The organism is Antarcticibacterium sp. 1MA-6-2, assembly GCF_021535135.1.
Classification (GTDB): domain Bacteria; phylum Bacteroidota; class Bacteroidia; order Flavobacteriales; family Flavobacteriaceae; genus Gillisia.
The window spans coordinates 3195511-3215939 of the sequence record NZ_CP091036.1 but is presented as its reverse complement, the minus strand read 5'-3'; the positions used below and the strand labels follow the sequence as shown (position 1 = coordinate 3215939).

Annotated in this window: 23 protein-coding genes and 1 tRNA gene; 17 read left to right on the top strand and 7 right to left on the bottom strand. The window is 36.7% G+C overall.

The window, feature by feature from the left end:
- Positions 1-18: 18 nt before the first annotated feature.
- Together LZ575_RS16440 and LZ575_RS22740 are read right to left on the bottom strand one after the other, a co-directional pair.
- On the bottom strand, positions 19-2616 hold the full coding sequence (locus LZ575_RS16440; protein ID WP_255702650.1) for a SusC/RagA family TonB-linked outer membrane protein: 2598 nt from the start codon (positions 2614-2616) through the stop codon (positions 19-21).
- Positions 2617-2630: 14 nt separating this feature from the next.
- Positions 2631-3137 carry a carboxypeptidase-like regulatory domain-containing protein gene (locus LZ575_RS22740; RefSeq protein ID WP_255702649.1) on the bottom strand — a complete coding sequence of 169 codons (507 nt, stop codon included), beginning with the start codon at positions 3135-3137 and terminating at the stop codon, positions 2631-2633.
- A 329-nt stretch (positions 3138-3466) separates the two neighbouring features.
- On the opposite strand from LZ575_RS22740, the gene LZ575_RS16435 reads away from it, so the two are divergent.
- From LZ575_RS16435 to LZ575_RS16415, 5 genes are all read left to right on the top strand, one after another.
- Positions 3467-5959 (top strand): two-component regulator propeller domain-containing protein, encoded by a 2493-nt coding sequence (locus tag LZ575_RS16435; protein ID WP_235325721.1) that lies wholly within the window; start codon positions 3467-3469, stop codon positions 5957-5959.
- 87 nt (positions 5960-6046) lie between these two features.
- Positions 6047-6562, top strand: a complete 516-nt coding sequence (locus tag LZ575_RS16430; RefSeq protein ID WP_235325719.1) for a hypothetical protein — start codon at positions 6047-6049, stop codon at positions 6560-6562.
- Positions 6563-7519: 957 nt separating this feature from the next.
- Entirely contained in the window at positions 7520-8107 is a 588-nt protein-coding gene (locus LZ575_RS16425; protein WP_235325717.1) for a hypothetical protein, read from the top strand.
- Complete coding sequence (locus LZ575_RS23905) at positions 8098-8655, top strand: HAMP domain-containing sensor histidine kinase (protein WP_311196123.1); 558 nt, start codon at positions 8098-8100, stop codon at positions 8653-8655. Before LZ575_RS16425 ends, LZ575_RS23905 begins: the two co-directional genes overlap by 10 nt.
- 408 nt (positions 8656-9063) lie before the next feature.
- A complete protein-coding gene (locus LZ575_RS16415) occupies positions 9064-9798 on the top strand; it encodes an SOS response-associated peptidase family protein (protein WP_235325715.1) in 735 nt (244 codons plus the stop codon).
- Between the two features lie 97 nt (positions 9799-9895).
- Here the strand turns inward: LZ575_RS16415 and LZ575_RS16410 are convergent, their stop codons facing one another.
- From LZ575_RS16410 to LZ575_RS16400, 3 genes are all read right to left on the bottom strand, one after another.
- On the bottom strand, positions 9896-10105 hold the full coding sequence (locus LZ575_RS16410; protein WP_235330758.1) for a tyrosine-type recombinase/integrase: 210 nt from the start codon (positions 10103-10105) through the stop codon (positions 9896-9898).
- 31 nt (positions 10106-10136) lie between these two features.
- Positions 10137-11117, bottom strand: coding sequence for a site-specific integrase (locus LZ575_RS16405; protein WP_235325711.1), 981 nt, complete (start codon positions 11115-11117; stop codon positions 10137-10139).
- 238 nt (positions 11118-11355) lie between these two features.
- A tRNA-Leu gene (locus LZ575_RS16400) sits at positions 11356-11437 on the bottom strand.
- 271 nt (positions 11438-11708) lie between these two features.
- Between LZ575_RS16400 and LZ575_RS16395 the strand changes: the two genes are divergently transcribed.
- The 9 genes from LZ575_RS16395 to LZ575_RS16360 all read left to right on the top strand — a co-directional run bounded on the left by LZ575_RS16395 (position 11709) and on the right by LZ575_RS16360 (position 15882).
- Positions 11709-12005 carry an isoamylase early set domain-containing protein gene (locus tag LZ575_RS16395; protein ID WP_235325709.1) on the top strand — a complete coding sequence of 99 codons (297 nt, stop codon included), beginning with the start codon at positions 11709-11711 and terminating at the stop codon, positions 12003-12005.
- 193 nt (positions 12006-12198) lie between these two features.
- Entirely contained in the window at positions 12199-12573 is a 375-nt protein-coding gene (locus tag LZ575_RS16390; protein WP_235325707.1) for a PH domain-containing protein, read from the top strand.
- A gap of 158 nt (positions 12574-12731) precedes the next feature.
- A complete protein-coding gene (locus LZ575_RS16385) occupies positions 12732-13640 on the top strand; it encodes a TlpA disulfide reductase family protein (protein ID WP_235325705.1) in 909 nt (302 codons plus the stop codon).
- Entirely contained in the window at positions 13598-13837 is a 240-nt protein-coding gene (locus tag LZ575_RS24340) for a peroxiredoxin family protein (RefSeq protein ID WP_409187221.1), read from the top strand. The genes LZ575_RS16385 and LZ575_RS24340 overlap by 43 nt, the downstream gene beginning before the upstream one ends.
- A gap of 186 nt (positions 13838-14023) precedes the next feature.
- On the top strand, positions 14024-14443 hold the full coding sequence (locus LZ575_RS16380) for a (deoxy)nucleoside triphosphate pyrophosphohydrolase (protein WP_235325703.1): 420 nt from the start codon (positions 14024-14026) through the stop codon (positions 14441-14443).
- Between the two features lie 101 nt (positions 14444-14544).
- Complete coding sequence (locus tag LZ575_RS16375) at positions 14545-14871, top strand: hypothetical protein (RefSeq protein ID WP_235325701.1); 327 nt, start codon at positions 14545-14547, stop codon at positions 14869-14871.
- Between the two features lie 43 nt (positions 14872-14914).
- Complete coding sequence (locus LZ575_RS16370) at positions 14915-15295, top strand: hypothetical protein (protein ID WP_235325699.1); 381 nt, start codon at positions 14915-14917, stop codon at positions 15293-15295.
- Positions 15296-15455: 160 nt separating this feature from the next.
- Positions 15456-15626, top strand: a complete 171-nt coding sequence (locus LZ575_RS16365) for a hypothetical protein (protein ID WP_235325697.1) — start codon at positions 15456-15458, stop codon at positions 15624-15626.
- Positions 15627-15678: 52 nt separating this feature from the next.
- Entirely contained in the window at positions 15679-15882 is a 204-nt protein-coding gene (locus tag LZ575_RS16360; protein ID WP_235325695.1) for a hypothetical protein, read from the top strand.
- Positions 15883-16068: 186 nt separating this feature from the next.
- Here the strand turns inward: LZ575_RS16360 and LZ575_RS16355 are convergent, their stop codons facing one another.
- Both LZ575_RS16355 and LZ575_RS16350 read right to left on the bottom strand, forming a co-directional pair.
- Positions 16069-16260 carry a hypothetical protein gene (locus LZ575_RS16355; protein WP_235325693.1) on the bottom strand — a complete coding sequence of 64 codons (192 nt, stop codon included), beginning with the start codon at positions 16258-16260 and terminating at the stop codon, positions 16069-16071.
- A 36-nt stretch (positions 16261-16296) separates the two neighbouring features.
- A complete protein-coding gene (locus LZ575_RS16350) occupies positions 16297-16713 on the bottom strand; it encodes a transporter (protein ID WP_235325691.1) in 417 nt (138 codons plus the stop codon).
- A 178-nt stretch (positions 16714-16891) separates the two neighbouring features.
- Here LZ575_RS16350 and LZ575_RS16345 point away from each other — a divergent pair, with 178 nt between their 5' ends.
- Genes LZ575_RS16345 through LZ575_RS16335 form a run of 3 tightly spaced genes read left to right on the top strand, consistent with a single transcriptional unit; the run spans position 16892 to position 20428 of the window.
- Positions 16892-17284, top strand: a complete 393-nt coding sequence (locus LZ575_RS16345; protein WP_235325689.1) for a (deoxy)nucleoside triphosphate pyrophosphohydrolase — start codon at positions 16892-16894, stop codon at positions 17282-17284.
- On the top strand, positions 17281-17997 hold the full coding sequence (locus LZ575_RS16340) for a hypothetical protein (RefSeq protein WP_235325687.1): 717 nt from the start codon (positions 17281-17283) through the stop codon (positions 17995-17997). Before LZ575_RS16345 ends, LZ575_RS16340 begins: the two co-directional genes overlap by 4 nt.
- Positions 17951-20428, top strand: a complete 2478-nt coding sequence (locus tag LZ575_RS16335; RefSeq protein WP_235325685.1) for a DUF3427 domain-containing protein — start codon at positions 17951-17953, stop codon at positions 20426-20428. The genes LZ575_RS16340 and LZ575_RS16335 overlap by 47 nt, the downstream gene beginning before the upstream one ends.
- Position 20429: the final 1 nt, after the last annotated feature.

Here is a 20429-nt window from a genome sequence, read left to right as displayed (position 1 = left end):
TTTTAAATTTTTAAATTTTTAAAATGTCACATTTAGACCCATAGAAAGCACCTGGGAATAAGGATAAGTTTTCCCATCGTTCCACCCTCCCAAGCCTATAGATTCGGGATCAAATATGTCTATCATATCAGTAAAAGTGAGTAAATTTTCACCTGATACGTAAAATCTTACTCTAGCTGCCTGAAAGGCTTCGAAAGAATAGCCAATCTGAACATTTTTTAATCTTAGATAAGAGGCATCCTGAAGGTAACGCGTTTGGGTTTGTTGATTCTTCCCACTACCAAACATTGGGCGGGGGAAATAAGCATTAGGATTTTCCTCTGCGAGACCCGCCTGCACCATTGGGGAATCTTCATCTCTAAAGAAATCCATATGTTCCTCAAAGCCCGCAGATTGCCACATACCTCCATTAGCTCCCCAAAAATAAGGGCCGTTTGGCATGTACTCTCTCTTTCCAAAGCCCTGTAAAAAAATTCTAAAATCAAATCCTTTGAAATCACCGCTCAAATCCACTCCAAATCTATAGCGGGGAGTTGAATTTCCTATAATTGTTAAATCTCCTGTATCCTCTAAAGTTCCGTTTCCAGAATTAATTTCTCCATCCCCGTTTAAATCAGCATACATAATATCTCCAGCTTCCCAGTTACTACCTAATTGACTCTGGCTGGTATTTTCCAGATGGTTCTCCATCTCCTCATCTGTTTGGGCAATTCCTATTGTGGTATATCCCCAGATTTCGCCCATTTCTCTACCGTTGTACCAATCCCCAATACTATTTGTAGGATTTGGATAACTTAAAATTTTCTGGCGGGAGTCTGATATAATTCCTCTTACACTATATCGAAAATCCCCTATTTGATCTCTCCAGTTAATTTCAAGCTCAACACCCTTTGACTCCATATCTGCATTATTAATTCGTGGCACTCCTGTTCCCAAAACCACTGGCAACTGGGGAGCAGGACCTACCATATCCAGGGTTCTTCTATTAAAATATTCCACAGTAAAATTTAACCTGTTCTTTAGGAGAGCCATATCCAAACCTACGTTCCAACTGGTTACTTTTTCCCAGGTAAGCAAAGAACTAACTAAACCTGGAGCACCTGCTGTATTCGGTTTTTCGCCGTTTAGCAACCAACCTCCGTTGGCGGTTCCAACAGGCATGGATTGATAAAAAGGATACCAGTTACTTGTATTCTGATTCCCCAGTTCCCCATATGAGCCTCTTAACTTAAACATTTGTATAGCCTCGTCCCAGTTCCAAAAATTCTCATTAGCAATATTCCAATAAGCCGATACAGAAGGAAAGAGATTCCAGCGCTTATCACCAATGAAGCGGGAGGACCCATCATACCTTGCATTCAATTCAAGCAGGTACTTTTCTTTGTAGTTATAATTTAACCTACTAAAGAAACCTGCTACTGACCAATGCTGATACTGTCCTTCAGTTGCTCTGCTTTCATCCGTAGCAGTATTTAGAGTAGGAAGGTCAGGAGTAATTAAGCCACTCCTTGAAGCACCTATTGTTCTGTACTTCGTTAATTCTGAATTATATCCAGCCATAACTTTAAAATTATGCGCCTCATTTAAATCAAAAGAATAATCCGTGTAAATGTTTGTGCTGAAATAATCTTCTTTACGGTTGTACTCGTAAACATAGCTATAGCCTGGTGAATTCCATCCCACGGCAACAGGAAAGGGATTTCCCGCCACATCATAAGCAAAAGCCGGAAGCACATCTGAATGATGATTGACATTTGTAATCTTATAATTACCGATGGCATAAATATTCCACCCTGTGAGAGGTGTGATAGTCAACTGTCCTTGCATATATAATCTATCTGTAAGATCATCCGTACGTCCTCCCTGCACTAGTTGAGGAATTTCTCCGGAAGCATCGCCAAAGTTCCCATTTGGATCTCGAACTGGTACGGTAGGCCATCTACGGGCTATATTATGATAAAACAAATCATTTTGCTGGGTTGGTTTATTATAGTTTCTTCTTGAAAACCTTGTACTGGAGTTAAAACTTACGTGCTTTGTTATTTCCGTTCTAAGTTTTCCACTGAAGTCATAATCTTCCAATCGATCCTCTCCATAAGCGAGTAATCCTCCCTGATCTAAAAATCTTGCAGAGGTGTAGTAGGTTGTTTTCTCATTACCTCCACTCAGGCTTAAATTATGTTCCTGTGAAAAAGAATAATCCTTATAAAGTTCATCAAACCAATCTGTGTTTGCGTTAGAACCAGTATAATACTGATATCTATCCCCGTTCGCATTAGGCACTGTACCATAATCAATTTCACCTTCCTGATATTGAATTATTCTCTCAATCACTTCTTGTGAGAAGGGAGCGCCCTGACCTGAATTGTCAGCAGCCTCATTCCAATACAAAGCAAATGTATGAGAGTCCATCATATTTGGTACGTGAAGGGGGGACGTAAACCTAAGGTTGTTATTATAGTTAATGGTGGGAGTACCGGTTTTACCATCTTTTGTAGTAACAAGAATAACCCCAAAGGCGGCCCTGGAACCATATACTGCAGAAGCTGCTGCATCTTTTAATACAGTAATAGATTCAATGTTTTGAGGATTAATTGCATCCAAATCTGCTTCCATACCATCTACTAAAACTAATGGAGCAGAATTGGAAGCGTACCAATTGTACCAGAACCCCGGATGTTGAAGCTAAGACCACTATTGAGTTCCCCTCCCAAACCTGATGTTTGAAAATTTAATCCAGGTACTACGCCTTGAAGCATCTGGCTCACGTTAGGTACGGGTCTTGACTGAAGAACCTCTGAATCAACGGTAGTCACAGCACCTGTGAGGTTTACTTTTTTCTGGGTACCATAACCTACTACAACTACTTCATCGAGGGTGGCCGAATCAGGCGTCAATGCTATTTCTACCCTCGACTTTCCCTGAACCTCGACCTCAGAAGACTTATAGCCTATATAGGAAATTACCAGGGTCGCATTTGCAGGTACATCGATTTCGAAGTTTCCATCGAAATCTGTCATAACTCCATTCGAAGTACCTTTCTCAACAATGTTTGTACCTGGAAGTGGGACACCCGTTTCTTCATCTAAGACAGTTCCAGTTACAGAGATCATTGCCTCCTGACTGTAGCTAAGCAAACTGAAAAAGCAATAAGGGAATTAAGATGAGTAAAGTTTTTTTCATTTTGTGAATTTGTTTTAACAGTTAATAAAATCTTTAAAGCAACAGTGTTTAATTCCTCTTCTTTTTTGAAGAGAACAAAAAGGGTTACCTACACTTCAGTACGTTCTATATACATTCTTCTATTTAAGACGCGAAATCTTAGAAAATTTGGTATTAAATTGATTGCAAGCTAAATCAAATGTTATATTTTTATTAATTATTACTAATAACATTAAGGTTACATCCTATATACATTAAGGTTACATCCTATATACATTTAGGTTACATTCGTAAAACGGATGGATTGATAATCAGGACAAAGCAAAGAGTCAAATTGTTAGAGAAGAATACAAGGATCATTAAAACGAAGTCAAACCTAATCTTAATTATAGGTAAACTATTTCTTTTTGTTTTCATACCTCATAGTGCTTTGGGTCAAGATCCTATTCCTTATTTTCAAAATTTTACAGCCGAGAACGGCTTACCTGATAATCGAATTTCTACTGTAATACAGGATAAGCAGGGTCTTTTATGGGTGGGCACACGTTTTGGTATCAATAGGTATGATGGAAGAGAAGCTATATCTTATCCTTTACCAGGTGAACCAAGGGTAGAAAAGATTTTTTTAGATAAAGAGGGCACACTTTGGGTCGGGACCAGCAAAGGCTTATTTTTTTACAATGGAAGAACTGATCTCTTTGAAATTTTTACTACCGGGAATCAAGACTTTGATTCTGTACTACATTCTAACATAGTTGAAGTTTTTCAAGCCAGTAATGGAAAAATATGGTTCAGTAACAGGATTGGACAATTAGCTTTCTTTATACCTGGCCTGGAGAAAAATCAAAAAATTTACAATATTCGTTCAAATCCGGTGAACCTGGCTTCCTGGGCTCTAATTACAGCTATTGAAGAAGATAATCAAGGGTATTTATGGTTGGGGAGCAACGTAGGAGATATACGCCTGTTTGATGCCACTGGAGAAAAATTTATTAAAACTGAATTTGAAAATTCATTTTTGGGATCTCATATAAATGACATAGCCCTTGACACCACAAATCAAATGTGGATAGCCACTAATGATAACGGGGTGTTCAAATTTATGCTGGATTCCGGTGATGCCGTTCATTATATCCAAAGGGGGAAGCACCTCGGCAATAGTATTAACAACAATATTGTTCTGTGCTTATTAGTTGATTCTAATAATAATGTTTGGATGGGAACCGACGGTGGCGGGTTAAATTTATATCGTGCGGAAAGAGATGAGTTTATATATTTTAAACGTAGAGGAGGCACGGAAGCTTCCCTATCTGATAATTCTATTCTTTCCATAACTCAGGGCCTCCATAATATTATATGGTTAGGTACAGTACATGGCGGCATTACCTATTTTAAAAATAATCTGAGTATACAAAATATTCCACCTGAAAAATTGTCTTTTAACGCGGATAGACAAGGTTCAAGAATTTTTGAAGATAGCAGGGGCAATTTTTGGATTAGTGCCGGAAGGGATGGTTTGAGAAAGTACAATCCCGCGACAGGTAAAATTTCATTAATTAACGATACAGATCATCCTACCGGGTATAGTGGAAAAATAGTTCTTTCCATAATGGAAGATTCTTTTCAAAGGTTATGGATAGGAACATTATACGAAGGAATTAATGTATATGATCTTAAAAAGGAAAAATTTCTTGAGGTTCCCGGGAGTAGGGATTTGAATGGAGTTTTAGCAATCGAGGAGCAAGAAAATGGAATTGTTTGGGTAGGTTCAGATACTGGAATAAGAATATATAACCCCTCCCTGGATATTGTAAACGATCTTAACACTCAGTCCGGGGAAGGTCTAAGTAACAATGTAGTGACCAGCATCTATAGAGATGCTAAGGGAGATATGTGGGTAGGTACCATCAATGGATTAAATGTATTTCCCCATAATCAGGAAAGCTTTCAAACCTTTTTCTCTGTTAAAGATGATAACTCCACTTTAAGCAGTAACCATATTTTATCCATAAGTGAGGGTCCCGATTTATCTGTTTGGGTAGGAACCTATGGCTTTGGTGCTAACCGTTTTTTCAGAAGCACAGAGAAATTCCACAGAATTAATAAAGAGGATGGTCTGGCAGGAAATATTGTGCAGGGTGTTTTAATGGACCACTCAGAGAATATCTGGTTAAGCACGAATTTAGGACTTAGTAGAGTTGGAGCAGAGGGTATTACAAATTATGGTAACAAGGAAGGAGTGCCGCCTTTTAATGGAAGTTCCGTAAGTATTAGTAAGAATGGTAGAATGTTTTTCGCTGGAGAAAAAGGTCTTTTTCATTTTAGACCTGAAGAGCTAAAGACCGATACTATTGCTCCAAGACCCTTTTTTAGTAGTACTCAGGTACTAAGAAAGGGAGGAGTGAAGGAAATTGCCTTCGGGGATTTAAACAATCGAGGAGAGAATACAAGAAAGATTTCTATTGAACCGGATGATAAATCGATGTTGGTCTTTTTTGGAAGTTCTAATTTTTGGAATCCCGAGAAAAACAATTATGCCTACCGCTTAAAAGGCCTCAGTGAGGAATGGCATAACATTGGTCTGCAACAATCGCTTTCATTTTCAAATCTTCCTCCCAATGAATATACTCTTGAAGTTAGAGTAGCAAATGAATTGGGAAAATGGAGTCCATATATCGCTTCACTGGATTTCATGGTTCTACCTTCATTTTGGCAAAAAACAGAGATTCAAATATTGGGATTTCTTTTGTTGATTTCAGCCATACTTTTTTTCATTAAATGGAGGAGCAATTATTAAAAAACACAGAATAAAAAATTACAGAATCTAATTGATATTAAGACTGTAGAGGTTAAACTTCAGAAAGACAGAATTTTTAAAAAAAATATGGATCTTTTAAAAGCAGAAAATGAAAATGAAAAGTTAAAGCAAAGAAATCTTCTAAGTGAACTTATTTATAGAAAAGAAGAATTAACCAATAACACACTTCGGAATGTCCACAAAAATAACTTATTAGCCATAATTAAGGAAGCTCTCAAAAAAGAGATAAACAGAGATCCTAACCTTAAGAACAACCTGAAAGAAATAATAGAGAATATAGATGACAGCTTAAGCCTGGATAAAGATTGGGAAGCTTTTTACCATTTATTTGGACAGGTACACCCCACCTTCATCGAAGATTTAAAAATTTCATGTTCGAAATTAAGCGATAGAGATATTAAGCTTTGTGCTCTAATAAAACTTAATTTTTCTTCTCAACACATTGCTACTCTTTTCGGTATTTCGCTAAGTTCCGTCAAAGTTGCACGTCATCGATTAAGAAAAAAACTAGATATTCCGGAAGACGTATCTTTTGATGATTTTCTGGAGAAGAAAATACTGGACCGAAGTGTGACCAATTAGGACTAATTTTTAATATAGTTTTTAAAAACTTCTCTTCAAAACAATTTCAAAATCTTATAAGGGAATTGTAGTAAAGTTCTATACCCAAAGATCTTAATAAAAAAGTGATACTGTTGGGTTTGAAGTATATTGACAAATAGAAGTATTGCCTATAAGCAGGGTTTACCGTTATTAGTTATTTGACACTATTTTACCTCTTTTCATTTAAAACACCCGTAAAAATTGAAAATATAAAGAAAATATTAATTCTGAAGTAAGCTAGCGTGTCAACTATTTAACGATCCCGAACAGGTCCATCATATAGTTTAATTGCCGCGCATTTTTTATTTTTGTTAAAAAAGCTGTACGGTCTCCTGCAGGAGATTATATATTCGTTTTTAATTTCCTTATCCGCGTTTTTTTCTTCAGAACTTCCTGGAGATAATTTAATTATAAAAAACTTGTGTTAGAACCCGAGGAAAAAGACTAGTACAGCTACTATAAGGAATAGTAGAGAAAACAGTGTACCACAATTAAAATAGGACTTCTCTTTTTTTATCTTTTCTTCTGCACTCTTCGTCGCCATATCCAGTTTAACATTAAAACTATAGCCTTTTAATTCAAAAATTAGAACCGTACCACTTACAAAAAATTATTAATTTCTAATGATTCGATTTTAAAAAACTTCCAGTGCTATTCTTAAAAAAATCTATTCTCTTTAAAAATGCGAATTCAAAATACCTTAAGAAGAGATTTTAACCTTGGGATTTTTCACTTTAACTTTGATATAAGGAATATTTTCCTTGTGAGACGGCGTTTTACAATCGTTCATTATAAATGAAACAAAGCCTTTGTAGGGGCCTTCACGTATAGCTTTTATGGATGTAAATATTTCATCTCCCTTTAATTATAAAAATCAATTTTTAATTATAAACTGGATTTTCTCAATGCTTAGCCTTAATTTAAAATAAAAAAGGAATGAAAGCAGCTGCTTTGGTTATAAGGGAAAATAAAGAGGGGATAATGCATCTCTGGGAGGAAACAGTTAGGAAGGAAATTCCCAAAATCAGGGATACAGAGCATCTGGTTCTTTTAAATATCGTTCCGCGTATACTGGATGACGTCGCTCAGGTCCTGGAGCAATCATATGAAAAGAAGAATCTTTTGAACGACATTAATCTGGATAAAATCAAAGAGGAAAACATTGATCACGGGCGTCACCGTGCAACTTCTGCAAATTATAATGAGAAAAGAATTATAGAAGAACAAATTATTCTTCATAAAACTCTTATTATTACCCTTAAAAACTACAATGCCTACAATGAAGAGGTGGGAATAGTACTTTCTTTGGTAATTGAAAAATCCATGTCTTATTCTGCAAAATCCTTTAGTGCCTCTCTCCAGGATATGCGGGAAAAACTAATTGGTACTTTGGCCCATGATATTCGCAATCCTCTTTCTACTGCACTTATAGGACTTAGCGCAGTGGATTATAAAGACGGAGAGGAGCAGGTAAATATAATTATTGGCATGGCAGCTAAAAGCCTGAAAAGGCTATCCATTTAGTTGAAAACCTACTTGACTCCATTACTGTAAAATCGGGAGAAGGAATTTCTCTGGTATTTTCTGAAGGTGATATTGTAAAGGATGCAAAACTGGTTTTTAGTGAAGCAACTGAAAACTTCGCAAATAAATTCGTATTTGAGAGTAAGGAAAAAGAAATATTAGGTGTCTTTGCCTCGACTGCCGTTAGAAGATTATTAGAAAACCTTATAACAAATGCGGTAAAATATGGTGCGTCTGACAAGCCGATAACAGTAAGCATTAAAAATGATAATGAAAAAGTAATATTACAAGTTCATAACTTCGGAAATCCCATAAGTCCTGAGAACAGAGAAGAAATTTTTAATTTTCTAAACCGTCTGGACTGTGAATCAGGAAGTGAACTGCAAAGCTGGGGAATAGGTCTCACTTTTGTAAAAATGGCAGCCGAAGCTCATGGCGGTCATGTAGAACTGGAAAGCGATGAAGAAAAAGGAACAACTTTTTCAGTTATTCTACCTAAACATTCTAACAAACCCGGAAAAAGGAGGGCTATGCTTAATTTTCAGTAGTAATATTAATAATCTGCTTATCTCATTGGAATCTTAACATTAAGATGATATGAGCATGTGGTTGTGGCTTTAATGTACTTGTTGCGGTCTGGGCAGCACATTGGGGAGCAAAACTCTATCCAAACCATACTTTAGACAAACCAGTAATTCTTCATTACCTTAAAATTACCAAAACACATTTTAATAAAATTTTTGTTTAAACATGGCTTCAAGTAACCTTTGATAAGATAACCTAACTATATTAATGAATAACACTCACCTCCTAAATATCAGAAACGGTTATAATCGAAAAATCAAAATTTTAGGAATTTGTTAAGAATTGTAAACCTTACTACTTCAAATTTTATTATTTGTAATTGTATTCTTACAAAAAAATTTTAGCTCTAGAAAAGTTGGAGCTAAATTTATATGGCTAAAATTTTTGAAAAAACGGGGATGTGTTACGGACTATCACTTGAAAAAGAGAAAAAAGAATTTGAGAAAGCTTATTTTGCTTCTATTAAGCCGGGATCAAATATTTTACCGTTCAAGCCTGGCTCCAGTATTTATGACAGTAATCTATACTGTATATCTTGTGAAAACCCATCTCAAATTTATCCTATGAAAATGGGAATTAGCCCCTCCTGGGGAAAAGAACATAGTAACTCTAATACCAGGAAATATAGAATTTTGAATATTAATGCTGATTCAGCATTTAATTGGGAGAGATACGCCAAACTGGTAAGAGAAAGAAGATGTTTAATCCTCGCCGATAGCTTTTTTGAGTTAACATTTAAAACCAATTTTTTACAGAATTCCTCAGGCTTTTATAGGTTTCAACTCAATGGGCAAAAATTGTTTGCAGTGGCAGGGATCTATGACATTTACGATGACAACCATGGATACGCTATGATTATTACTACAAAATTCAAAAGGAATTTTAATCATCCTCTTTTTCAGAGAAAAACAGTACCAGTGATTTTAGATCCTGATTATGAAGCAGATTGGCTTAATCCCACTCTAACTGATAATGAGATTAAGAGTCTTCTAAACCATGCTTTCACCAAAGAAGATATAGAAGCTCGTTTAGAAAACTCCAGCACACATAAACCAAACAGAATAGTTAAACTTTCAAAAGACACAGAAAGGATTCGGAAAATTTGATTTAGGTGTGTTGAGATCTTTAACTAATTTTTAAATTTTTCAAACCAATAATTAAAAGATTTCAATTCCATTATATCCCGGAATCTTTATCTGGAATTTACCTGTCCCCATTCAATTCTATTCTCTTTCTCAGTATCTCCATATCCTCACTTAATTTCTTATCCAGAACTTTTGCATAATGCTGAGTTATTTTAATAGACTGGTGGCCCAGCATTTTACTTACCGATTCAATAGGGACACCATTTGAGAGGGTGACAGTCGTCGCAAAAGTATGACGGGCCATATGGAAGGTTAAGTTCTTTTTAATCTCGCAACGGTCTGCTATTTCCTTTAAGTAACTATTGACTCTTTGATTGGTATAAACTAAGCAACAATTTTCCTTTAGGAAATTTTACTTCCTGGTATTTCTCAATTAAACTTTGTGCAACAGGAAGTACGGGAATACTACTAAGGGATTTGGTCTTGGTCCTTTTAATCTTAATCCACAAATTTCCATCAATCCCTTTTATTACATCATCTTCTGAAAGTTTTTCAACATCAGAATAGGCTAATCCCGTGAAACACGAGAAGACAAAAACATCCCTTACATGTTCTAATCTTGGGATAGAAAAATCCTGCTCCATTATTTTTACAATCTCTTCCTTTGTTAGGAAATCCCTGTCAATAGACTGGTTCTTTAATTTAAAATTATAAAAGGGATCTTTCTCCATCCACCCATTGGCAAAAGCAACCCGAACAATCTTCTTCAGGTAGGCTAAATATTTTAATGCAGAATTATGGGTAAGATCCAGCTCTGTTTTGAGATAGTAGATAAAGGCATTAATAAATTGGGTGTCAATATCCTCAACCGGATAATCCTTTTTCTTATAGGAACTAAGAATAAAAGCTGTCAGATGTTTTTTTGTTGTGTTGTACCTCTGGAGTGTGCGAAAAGAAAATTCTTTTCCAACTAATTTTTTCATCCTCAAATTATGCTCCTCGAAAAGTTGAATTATATTCCTCTCGGAATCGCTTTTGCCCAAATACTCATCACGAATTTTTCCCGCAGTTATTGCTTCTTTTTTCTCCAGCAACCTTTGATAACTGTCATATACATTGTTCTTAATAATATCCAGGTGACGGTTTACCTGCCGTGCTTCAATAGAAGATCCTCCCACTTTATTTGCTTTTGCATTCCATTTAGCTATTGGAACTCTACGCATAGTGCTGGTTTCTGACCGTTGGCCGTTATAAGTAATTCTTAAATATACAGTTGCGTGTATAGCATCTTGTTCTTTACTTTTTCTCACATAGAAGAGAACGGATAATAAATCTTGCATCTTTTTGTAATTTTTCTACAATAAAAGTATCTGAAAAAAAATTAAGATCAAACGCATAAAAGCTTATTTAACAGTGCTTTAGAGAGTATTCGGGCGCACCTAAGGTGTATCTTAAAGTGCCACCGAATTAGACACCTTTTATATGGTATTTTTTGATATTATTTGATATCATAGAAAATGAAAAACCCCGTAAATAGTAATATTTACAGGGTTTTAGTTCAATCTGAAGCCTTAAAAGTACTCGAGGCGGGAATCGAACCCGCACTCCCGAAAGAACCGGATTTTGAATCCGGCGCGTCTACCAATTCCGCCACTCGAGCAAGTAGGGCGCAAAATTAGCAAAAATTATTATTTCATACCCAATAACTTCCGATTTTAATTTTCTTCCATACCAGGTGTTCTAAAACGTCTCTTCCCGATGTCTACTTCAGTAATTAAATTGTTTAGAAGATTTCTAAACGTAATTCAACAAAGTTTTCAACTACATCGATTGCAACTCAGCTTAACTGTTAAATATGGGGACTGAGGCTGGTTCTCTATTGGAAATGAGGTAATTAATTTTTTTCTTGCGATGAATTAAATCAGGAAATTATGGCAATTACAAAACAAAATCTAAAGTCGAAACCCGTTTGCAAGGTAACCTTTACTGTTCCTGCGAAGGATGCAGAAAGTGTAAGTGTGGTAGGAGATTTTAACGAGTGGGATCCAAAGAAGACCGTGCTTAAAAAATCAAAAGCGGGTATTTTTAAGGGAACAGTTTCCGTTCCTGCGAAGAATACTTACGAATTCAAATATCTTATAGACGGGAATTACGTGAATGAACCTGAAGCAGATTCCCAAAAATGGAATGACTTTGCCTGCGCCGAGAATTCGGTTCTGGAGGTTTAAAGTTTTCCGTAGACAATAATAAATCTGCTGTAGCAAAAATTCTGCGCAGATTAGCTTTTATTCCCTCTCCTTTCTTCTTTTAGTAAAAAAGAAGCCAGTCCCGCCTACCCTAATTTCATAAAGTATTCTTATTCCCGGCTGTGAAGTAAAAACAAATTATAACTTAGATTGTCTTAATCCAAAACCAATAGCTATGCCCATTGATTTATTAAAACAGTTCAGCGTAACCGAAAAAGTGACAAACGAGGAGGGCAGAGAACTTTTTGAGATGTTCCTCTCCCCTACTGAGCCTATTGAGCTATACTACAGAACCTCCCGGGACAGGGTGATATTTACTGACAGAAAGATCATTGCCATAGACATTCAGGGCCTTACTGGAAAAAAGAAAGAATTCCGGATGTTTCCTTACTCCAAAATAACCTCCTGGTCTGTGGAAACAGTAAGCACCTTTGACTGGGACAGTGATCTAAAGATTTGGGTCTCAGGAGTGGGAGTTTTTGCCGTTAAACTTGGAAAGAAAATTCATATCGCCGAAATTGGGAAGTTGCTGAGTGAGAAGGTGAAGTAGAAAAGGTTTCAGATTTCTGGTTTCTGGTTTCTGGTTTCTGGTTTCTGGTTTCTAATTGCTGATTACTGGTTTGGGTTGAGAAAGTTGTAGCTTGATCTATTTAGTTTTTCCTAAATTCATCTACTCTCGCATTTGAATCTTCTAATGACCTTGCTGAAATGAAAAAATATCTGCTCGTTTTTTGCTCCCTCGCCATCCTCTCCTCCTGTAAGAAGGAGGAAAAAGTAGCAGAAGCCAAAGAAGAGGCTTATGAAGTATTGGGTACCATTAAAAATGTTCCTGATAGTTCTATGGTGGTTCTTTCGGCCGACAATAATAATATTGATTCTGCTTATGTGGTGGGTGAAAAATTCCGGCTTTCAGGGAAAATTGACGAACCTACGAATGTTTACCTGGTGGTAAAAAATTCCAGAAATTACAGTTCCTTTTGGCTGGAAAATAATTCTATGACCTTTGAAGCTGAAACGGGCAATTTTCAAAATGCCAGGATCACCGGATCTAAAACTGAGGATGAAAACAAAATTCTCTGGGCACAAATTGATCCGTTACGGATTGAAGTGGATAGCCTGATGACGAAAATTCTCAATGAAAGCATGCTCGTAACCAGGAGGGATTCAATTAGGGCAAGAATTACAGAACTTCGGGAAAAAGAAATGGAACTGGACCAGGATTTCATCAGGAATTATCCCAATTCCCTGGTAAGCACTAATGTTTTAAATATTTACAAGACCACCTGGGGCAAAGATGTGAGCAGTGACCTGTATTCAGAACTTTCTTCAGAACAAAAAGCATCTGAAAAGGGAAAGAACATACTTTCCTTCATCAGTCACAATAAAAATCCCGATGTGGGTGACAGCTATGTTGACCTGGAGCAGCCCGATTCAGCTGGAGAGATGGTGAAGATATCTGATGTTAAAGAAAAATACACTCTAATAGAATTCTGGGCATCCTGGTGCGGACCCTGCAGAAAAACCAATCCCGAACTGGTTAAAAATTACGAGCGATTTAAAGAGCAGGGTTTGAGATCTACGCTATCTCTCTTGACCAGCATAGGGATTCATGGTTAAAAGCGATCGACGAAGACGGTCTCACCTGGACCAATGTAAGTGAACTCAAAGGAGGTGAGAATGAAGCTTCTTATGTCTATGGCATCAATGGAATCCCTGATAATTTTCTAATTGATGAAAACGGAACCATCATTGCCCGTAATCTTCGAGGTGAAGATTTTACCCGAAAACTGGAAGAATTATTTGGTAAAAAGTAAGTGGCGGCTGGAAAGTAGGGAGTTAGATGTTAGACTTGAGATATTAGACAAGAGGTTTTAGACTTGAGATTTTAGAGTTTGGAGAGTGAATTTATATCCAATTTAAATATCCTGCTGGCGCGGATGTTTTTGTTTTTTTTTATTTCTTTTTTATTAAACATTAACTCTTAACCTGTCTCCAGATCCATGTCTAAATTTTCAAATCTCCATACTACAAAAGTTACCTGCGCGATCATAGAACATGAGGGAAAAGTGCTTTGCGCGCAGCGGAGTGAGCAAATGAAGCATCCTCTTAAATGGGAATTTCCGGGAGGGAAAGTAGAGGTAGACGAATCTTTGGAAGAATGCCTGCAGCGGGAAATACTGGAAGAATTGGGAGTTAAAATTGAGATCCTGGAGAGACTGCCTTCCAGCCACCACTCTTATTCTGCAAAATTAAAGATCAAATTAATTCCTTTTAGATGCAGGTTATTGAGCACTCAAATAAAGCTAAAAGAACATCTGCAAATCTCCTGGTTCACCTCTAAGGAAGCAGCAACTTATGACTGGGCAGAAGCAGATATTCCCGTTCTTAAACAGTATTTTCTTCATCACAATGAGCATTAAAATTTGGCTTATAAGAATTTTCTTCTACGGAATTTAAAGCTTTAACTTTTTAGTTTCAGGAGAATAACTTTTATTTGCTTATTGCTGTTTAACAAAATTTTATGAAATTCCCCCTTATTTCATTTATGGCTCTGGCCATCTTTCTCATTATACTTAACCTCATTTTTATCGGCTGGTTTAGCATACCACAAAGCAGGTGGATAAGATTACTCACCGCTGCCGTTTTTCTGGGTACCTATCTTCCAAAGTTTTCTCGAGAAACCCGGTTACTTGCAGGCGCTTTAATTTCTTTCTTAATTGCAGATATTTTTACTCTTAGCTATCAGCTGGAATCGTCAAAGGACGGATATTTTATTTTTCATGGCATCGCATTCTCCAGTTTATGCCTGTTCGTCACAAGAGGAACCCTAAAGGAACAATGGAGCTAGGTTTCAGAAAAACTATATTGTCATAGCTTCAGCGCTTTGTTTTATGATCCTGCTGTTCTTTGGGCTTACCTTCAGCAGTGAGATCAAAGGAATCCAGCACCTTATCTTTTTTTATTTTCACGGGGTGGCCATTATCACCTGCCTCATCACAGCCCTAAGCTACTATGAGAGAAAAACAGATTCCTCTGCTCTTTTCTTTCTTTTGGGCACCCTGGGCCTTCTGCTTTCAGATCTTACTGCTTTTGCCGCGGTTTATTTAAAAGCCGATAGTTTCTATTATTTTAGCAGAATTTTCTACGTCTCAGGACTGGCAGGAATGGTAAAATTTGCCTTTTCTTTTGAACCCTCTCCCAAACCTGAAGCAGAAAGTATTTCTTCCGCTTACCTGGAACAGAAATCAGAAACTGCTTACCACGATCATTAGGAAATATTTTCTGAAATCTTCTGCGGAAAAATTTTTTGTTCTAAACCCCACTTTATTTTTAAAATTAACACTCCCTCACCTACTAAAAATCAACAGGTTATCGATTTTTTTCCTAATTTAATATGCTGTACCGGGAAAACTAGTTCAGCAGGAATGGATTATGAAAGCGATCTTCTTACTTCTGGTATTTCTTCTTTTACTACAATCCTGTAGTGTATATAACGAACCCATATCTGTTCAGGAAGCTGTGGCTTCAGAAAAAAGAGCAAAAGTAATTACCGCAGATAAGCAGGAATTTAAATTGGAACGGCTCGAAAACAGAGATAACTAAGCTCACCGGAATTATCAAAAGAGGATCGACCATTGCAGAAAAAATAATTGGGATGCCAACTAACATTGACGGCAAATACCTTGTTGTAGACTTATCCAATTTAGATATTGAACAGGTAAGGCTTCGCAATAGATCCCGTTCAAACACCTCGACACTCCTGGTCCTTGCGGCAACTGCTTTTGTAACTGTTGTTGCAGTATTCCTTATTGGGTTTTCACAGGGCGATATCTGGCCTGCCAGCACTGGTGCAGAGTAATGGGGGCCAACCCTAAACCTTAAATTCTTAACCTTGAACTTTAAACCCGGAACCTTGAATTTCACCCCCTCCAGTCGAAGCGCCAGGAAAAACCTGCATCTACAAACCAGTTGTCCAGGTTATCCCTCCCCTGCCAACCTGCAGAAACATCCAGCCTAAGATCCTTATTCACCAGGTAAAATAAACCTAGGTATCATAATTGGCAGTAAAATCTTCCAGTCTTCCATAGACTTCCACAAAAGTTCCTATTCTGTCGGTAAGGCTAAAGCCGAGGTTGAAAACGTAAAGTTCTATTGGTCCCTCTCCGTTCCCCGGCCATAGAAGTCCGAAGTTGGCAGTGTAGCCGACCCAATCGGTGATTTTGTTTCCGGCAGACAATAGAAACTGGCTTCCCAGACTCTCTCTGCGGAATTCCTATTTCTGAAACTTAAGCAGCACCCGGCCCTGTAATCCCAGTGCGGGTATAGCGCCATTTGGCTCCAGGATATTATATCTGGCACCTATCTGGGTGTTGCTCACCCCGCGGATCCTGTTTCCGGTAAGGGGAGCTTCTTCAGCAATACGATAACCCACCACACCGCTGACTTCAAATTTCTCCCATATCCCCAGCCGGAATACATTGTTGTTCATATAAGTACTGTTCTCATTCCCGGCAGCATCTTCAAAACGGTTATAAGTAAGCCCGCTTTGCACCTGAAAAACTTTACTACCCAAAGCAAAGGCTCCTATAGCCTGCCCCGGTCTTCCTGTACGAATGGTTTCTCCATACTGCCCGAGCATAAGAGATGGAATAAAAATGATCAATAAAAGTATCAGGTTCTTTTTATACATACTGGTTCTTTAAAATGTGTACAATTACCGTTTAGATATACTATTTCTAAACGATTTTCATTAAGATGAGAAAAAATTGTTCAAACGTTTTTTAAGAGGGTGTTAAAAAAAGGGAAAATCGGCTGTAGATTAAAATATTGCTGAAATACTTGTATTTTTATTTCAATAAAGAACCCTCTTGAATAGAATTTCAGTCACTTGTGCCATTATAGAACAAGATGGAAAAATTCTGTGCGCCCAACGCAGCACAAAGATGAAGCACCCGTTAAAATGGGAATTCCCAGGAGGAAAGCTAGAGGAAGCCGAAAGTTTTGAAACCTGCCTACAACGGGAAATATGGGAAGAACTTGGAATAGAAATTAAGCTGCTAGAGAGGTTACCTTCCAATTTTCACATATATTCGAATTTCGAATTAGAATTGATACCATTTCGCTGTTCCCTGCAAACATTTGAAATAGATCTCCTCGAACATTCACAGATCCTTTGGCTATCGGTTAAGGAGCTGAAAGATCTGGATTGGGCAGAGGCAGATATTCCTATTGTAAACTTTTATACTGAAAACTATAAATGAGTTTTGAAACAGGATTATACGAACAGTTAATAAACAAACTCGTAGCTAATAAATTAAGTTTAGTTGACTCTCAGAAATTTCACATAAGTGAAACGACTCTGGACAAAGAGGAGGCTTCACAGCATTTGAGCATTTATTTAGCTGAAACTATTAAATACGCTCTTAATGAAATTAAAGAAAAGGATCGTCCTTTACTTCAAATAGAGCTGTCTAATAAGATCATAAAGCTTTTAGCAACAGAGTTAAAGAATCTTGATCTATCAGAGAATTTAATTGAAGCCGAAGGGAAAATTTTACAAGCTGTATTCTCTAAGCTCGATTTTCCGTATTCCAATTTGGAGTCTAGATTAAAGGAAATCACTCCTTATACCAGGTTAAGTCAAAGCGAATTATTCACAGGAAATAATGTAGGTATCTCACTGGAAAGTGAATTAAGAAAGGAAATTTTATCATCTGATGAAATTTCCTGGCTGGTTTCGTTTATAAAATATTCAGGAATCAGAATTTTTAAGAAGGAGCTTGAGGAGTTTACAAATAGCGGAAGAAAGTTAAAAATTATCACCACTTCCTACATGGGAGCCACAGATGTAAAAGCTGTAGAATATCTATCCTCTTTACCAAATACTGAAATTAAAGTTTCTTACAATTCTGAACACGAACGTTTACATGCAAAAGCTTATTTATTCCTTAGAAATTCTGGTTTTCATACCTAGCTATATTGGTTCTTCAAATCTTTCGCGTTCTGCTCTCACAAATGGTTTGGAATGGAACTTAAAAGTAACAACTCAGGAAATTGGCCACATAATCGATAAGTTTAAAAAAACTTTCGAGACCTATTGGGAAGATCCAGAATTTGAATTTTACGAAAAGGGAAAAGATCGGGAAAAATTAAGTAGCGCTCTTAAAAGACAAAGTTCATACGGCACTAATCAAATAACAACTTTTTTTGATTTAAAACCCTATCCCTATCAGGAGGAGATTTTAGCAAAATTACAATCTGAAAGAGAAGTGCATAACAGATGGAAAAATCTTTTGGTCGCAGCCACGGGAACTGGAAAAACAGTAATTTCTGCATTTGATTTTAAAAGATTCTATTTACAAAATCCATCGGCAAAATTCTTATTTGTTGCTCATCGAAAAGAAATATTACAACAAGCTCAAATCACGTTTCAGCATGTGCTTCGTGATGCAAATTTTGGAGAGTTATGGGTTGATGGAAATGAACCTGTAAGTTATGATCAAATTTTTGCTTCAGTCCAAACTTTAAATAATCGTTTAAAAAAATTAGAACTAGGTTCTGAATTTTATGATTATATAATTATTGATGAAGTTCATCACATTATAGCAGATAGCTACCGACCAATTCTAAAAAGATTTAGTCCTCAAATTCTATTAGGGTTAACAGCCACACCCGAAAGAATGGACGGTGGAGATATTGCAGAAGATTTTGACTACAAAATTGCTGCAGAAATACGATTGCCAGAAGCTTTAAATCGAAAGCTCTTAAGTCCTTTTCAATATTTTGCTCTTTCAGATACAATTGATCTATCCGATGTCAATTGGAGAAATGGTAAATATGAAATCAATGAACTAACCAAATTGTATACAGAAAATGATAGAAGAGTATCGGATATCATTCATAACTGTGAAGAATATTTAACCGATGTTCACGATGTACAAGCGCTAGGTTTTTGTGTAAGCCAAGAGCACGCAAGGTATATGGCAGAGAAATTTGCAATAGCAAATCTAAAAGCAGATTATTTGGTTAGTAGTAATAGTTCGTCTCGGGATGTAATTAGAAACAAACTCCTGAAAAAGGAAATAAACTATCTCTTCGTGGTAGACATATTTAATGAAGGTGTTGATATTCCTAATATAGATACGGTTCTTTTCCTCAGACCGACAGAAAGTTTGACGGTGTTTCTGCAGCAATTAGGCCGTGGCCTGAGACTAGCAGAAAATAAAGACTGTCTGACGGTTTTAGATTTTGTTGGAAATGCCCGTCCAGAATACGATTTTGAACATAAGTTTAGAGCACTTGTAGGCAAAACCCATACTTCTATAATTAAAGAAATTGAAGACGAATTTCCTCATTTACCATTAGGATGTTCTATTGTACTCGAGAAAAAAGCCAAGGAAGTAATTTTAAAAAATATTAGAGAAGCTACAGAATTTAGAAGACCTCAGCTTTTACTTAAAATCCAGCAGTTTAAACATCATTCAACTCTCCCGCTTACATTGAATAATTTTCTAGAATTTCATCATCTTGAAATCCGGCAAATTTACAGGAAAGGGAGCTGGAAACGATTATGTGTAGATGCAAAGGCAATCCCAGATTTTGATGAACCTCAAGAGAAAGAGCTTACCAGTTGTATGCAAAAGAAGCTTATGTACTGCAACTCCCTTAGTTACTTAAAATTTATTCAAAAAGTAATTTCTCCCACTTACAAATTGGATTTGCTAAGCAAAGAAGAAGAGATTATGCTTCTAATGTTCCATTATGACATATGGCAAGAAGCGGGAACAAAACTCAATTTTTTTAATGTAAAAGAAAGTATTGAATCTCTTAAGAAAAATCCAATAATGCTCCAAGAGATGCGGGAATTCACTGAACATCAAATAAACAAAATTGAATTCGTTGAGAAAGAGATTGATTTAGGTTTCTCATTCCCATTAAAACTCCATAGCAGATATAATAGAGAGGAAATCCTAGCCTCAATTGGAATGAGCACCTTCAGCAAAAAATCTTCAAATCGGGAAGGATCTGCTTTCAATAAGAAACTGAGTGTGGAGGCATTATTTGTGACACTTAAGAAAACTGAAAAAGAATATTCCCCGACTACCATGTATGAGGATTATGCCGTGAATAAAACGCTTTTCCACTGGCAGTCACAAAATAGCATCTCCCCCCAATCTCCAAAAGGAGAATCTTACATCCAGCATAAGAATATTGGAAAGAAAATTTTACTTTTCGTAAGGGAACAAAATGTAGATGAATATGGTTTTACAATGTCCTATACCTTCTTGGGAGAAACAGAATTTATAAAATCGCAAGGTGCAAAACCTATGAGTGTAGAATGGAGGCTTCTTGAGCCTATGCTTACTTATATTTTAAAGGAAAGTCAAAAATTAGCTGTTGGATAGT

Excerpts from the sequence above, each read along its gene's own strand:
- LZ575_RS16440 (WP_255702650.1), bottom strand. The coding sequence starts at position 2,616 with ATGGAAGCAGATTTGGATGCAATTAATCCTCAAAACATTGAATCTATT.
- LZ575_RS16430 (WP_235325719.1), top strand. The coding sequence starts at position 6,047 with ATGGATCTTTTAAAAGCAGAAAATGAAAATGAAAAGTTAAAGCAAAGA.
- LZ575_RS16425 (WP_235325717.1), top strand. The coding sequence starts at position 7,520 with ATGAAAGCAGCTGCTTTGGTTATAAGGGAAAATAAAGAGGGGATAATG.
- LZ575_RS16415 (WP_235325715.1), top strand. The coding sequence starts at position 9,064 with ATGGCTAAAATTTTTGAAAAAACGGGGATGTGTTACGGACTATCACTT.
- LZ575_RS16405 (WP_235325711.1), bottom strand. The coding sequence starts at position 11,117 with ATGCAAGATTTATTATCCGTTCTCTTCTATGTGAGAAAAAGTAAAGAA.
- LZ575_RS16395 (WP_235325709.1), top strand. The coding sequence starts at position 11,709 with ATGGCAATTACAAAACAAAATCTAAAGTCGAAACCCGTTTGCAAGGTA.
- LZ575_RS16390 (WP_235325707.1), top strand. The coding sequence starts at position 12,199 with ATGCCCATTGATTTATTAAAACAGTTCAGCGTAACCGAAAAAGTGACA.
- LZ575_RS16385 (WP_235325705.1), top strand. The coding sequence starts at position 12,732 with ATGAAAAAATATCTGCTCGTTTTTTGCTCCCTCGCCATCCTCTCCTCC.
- LZ575_RS16380 (WP_235325703.1), top strand. The coding sequence starts at position 14,024 with ATGTCTAAATTTTCAAATCTCCATACTACAAAAGTTACCTGCGCGATC.
- LZ575_RS16375 (WP_235325701.1), top strand. The coding sequence starts at position 14,545 with ATGAAATTCCCCCTTATTTCATTTATGGCTCTGGCCATCTTTCTCATT.
- LZ575_RS16370 (WP_235325699.1), top strand. The coding sequence starts at position 14,915 with ATGATCCTGCTGTTCTTTGGGCTTACCTTCAGCAGTGAGATCAAAGGA.
- LZ575_RS16365 (WP_235325697.1), top strand. The coding sequence starts at position 15,456 with ATGAAAGCGATCTTCTTACTTCTGGTATTTCTTCTTTTACTACAATCC.
- LZ575_RS16360 (WP_235325695.1), top strand. The coding sequence starts at position 15,679 with ATGCCAACTAACATTGACGGCAAATACCTTGTTGTAGACTTATCCAAT.
- LZ575_RS16350 (WP_235325691.1), bottom strand. The coding sequence starts at position 16,713 with ATGTATAAAAAGAACCTGATACTTTTATTGATCATTTTTATTCCATCT.
- LZ575_RS16340 (WP_235325687.1), top strand. The coding sequence starts at position 17,281 with ATGAGTTTTGAAACAGGATTATACGAACAGTTAATAAACAAACTCGTA.
- LZ575_RS16335 (WP_235325685.1), top strand. The coding sequence starts at position 17,951 with ATGCAAAAGCTTATTTATTCCTTAGAAATTCTGGTTTTCATACCTAGC.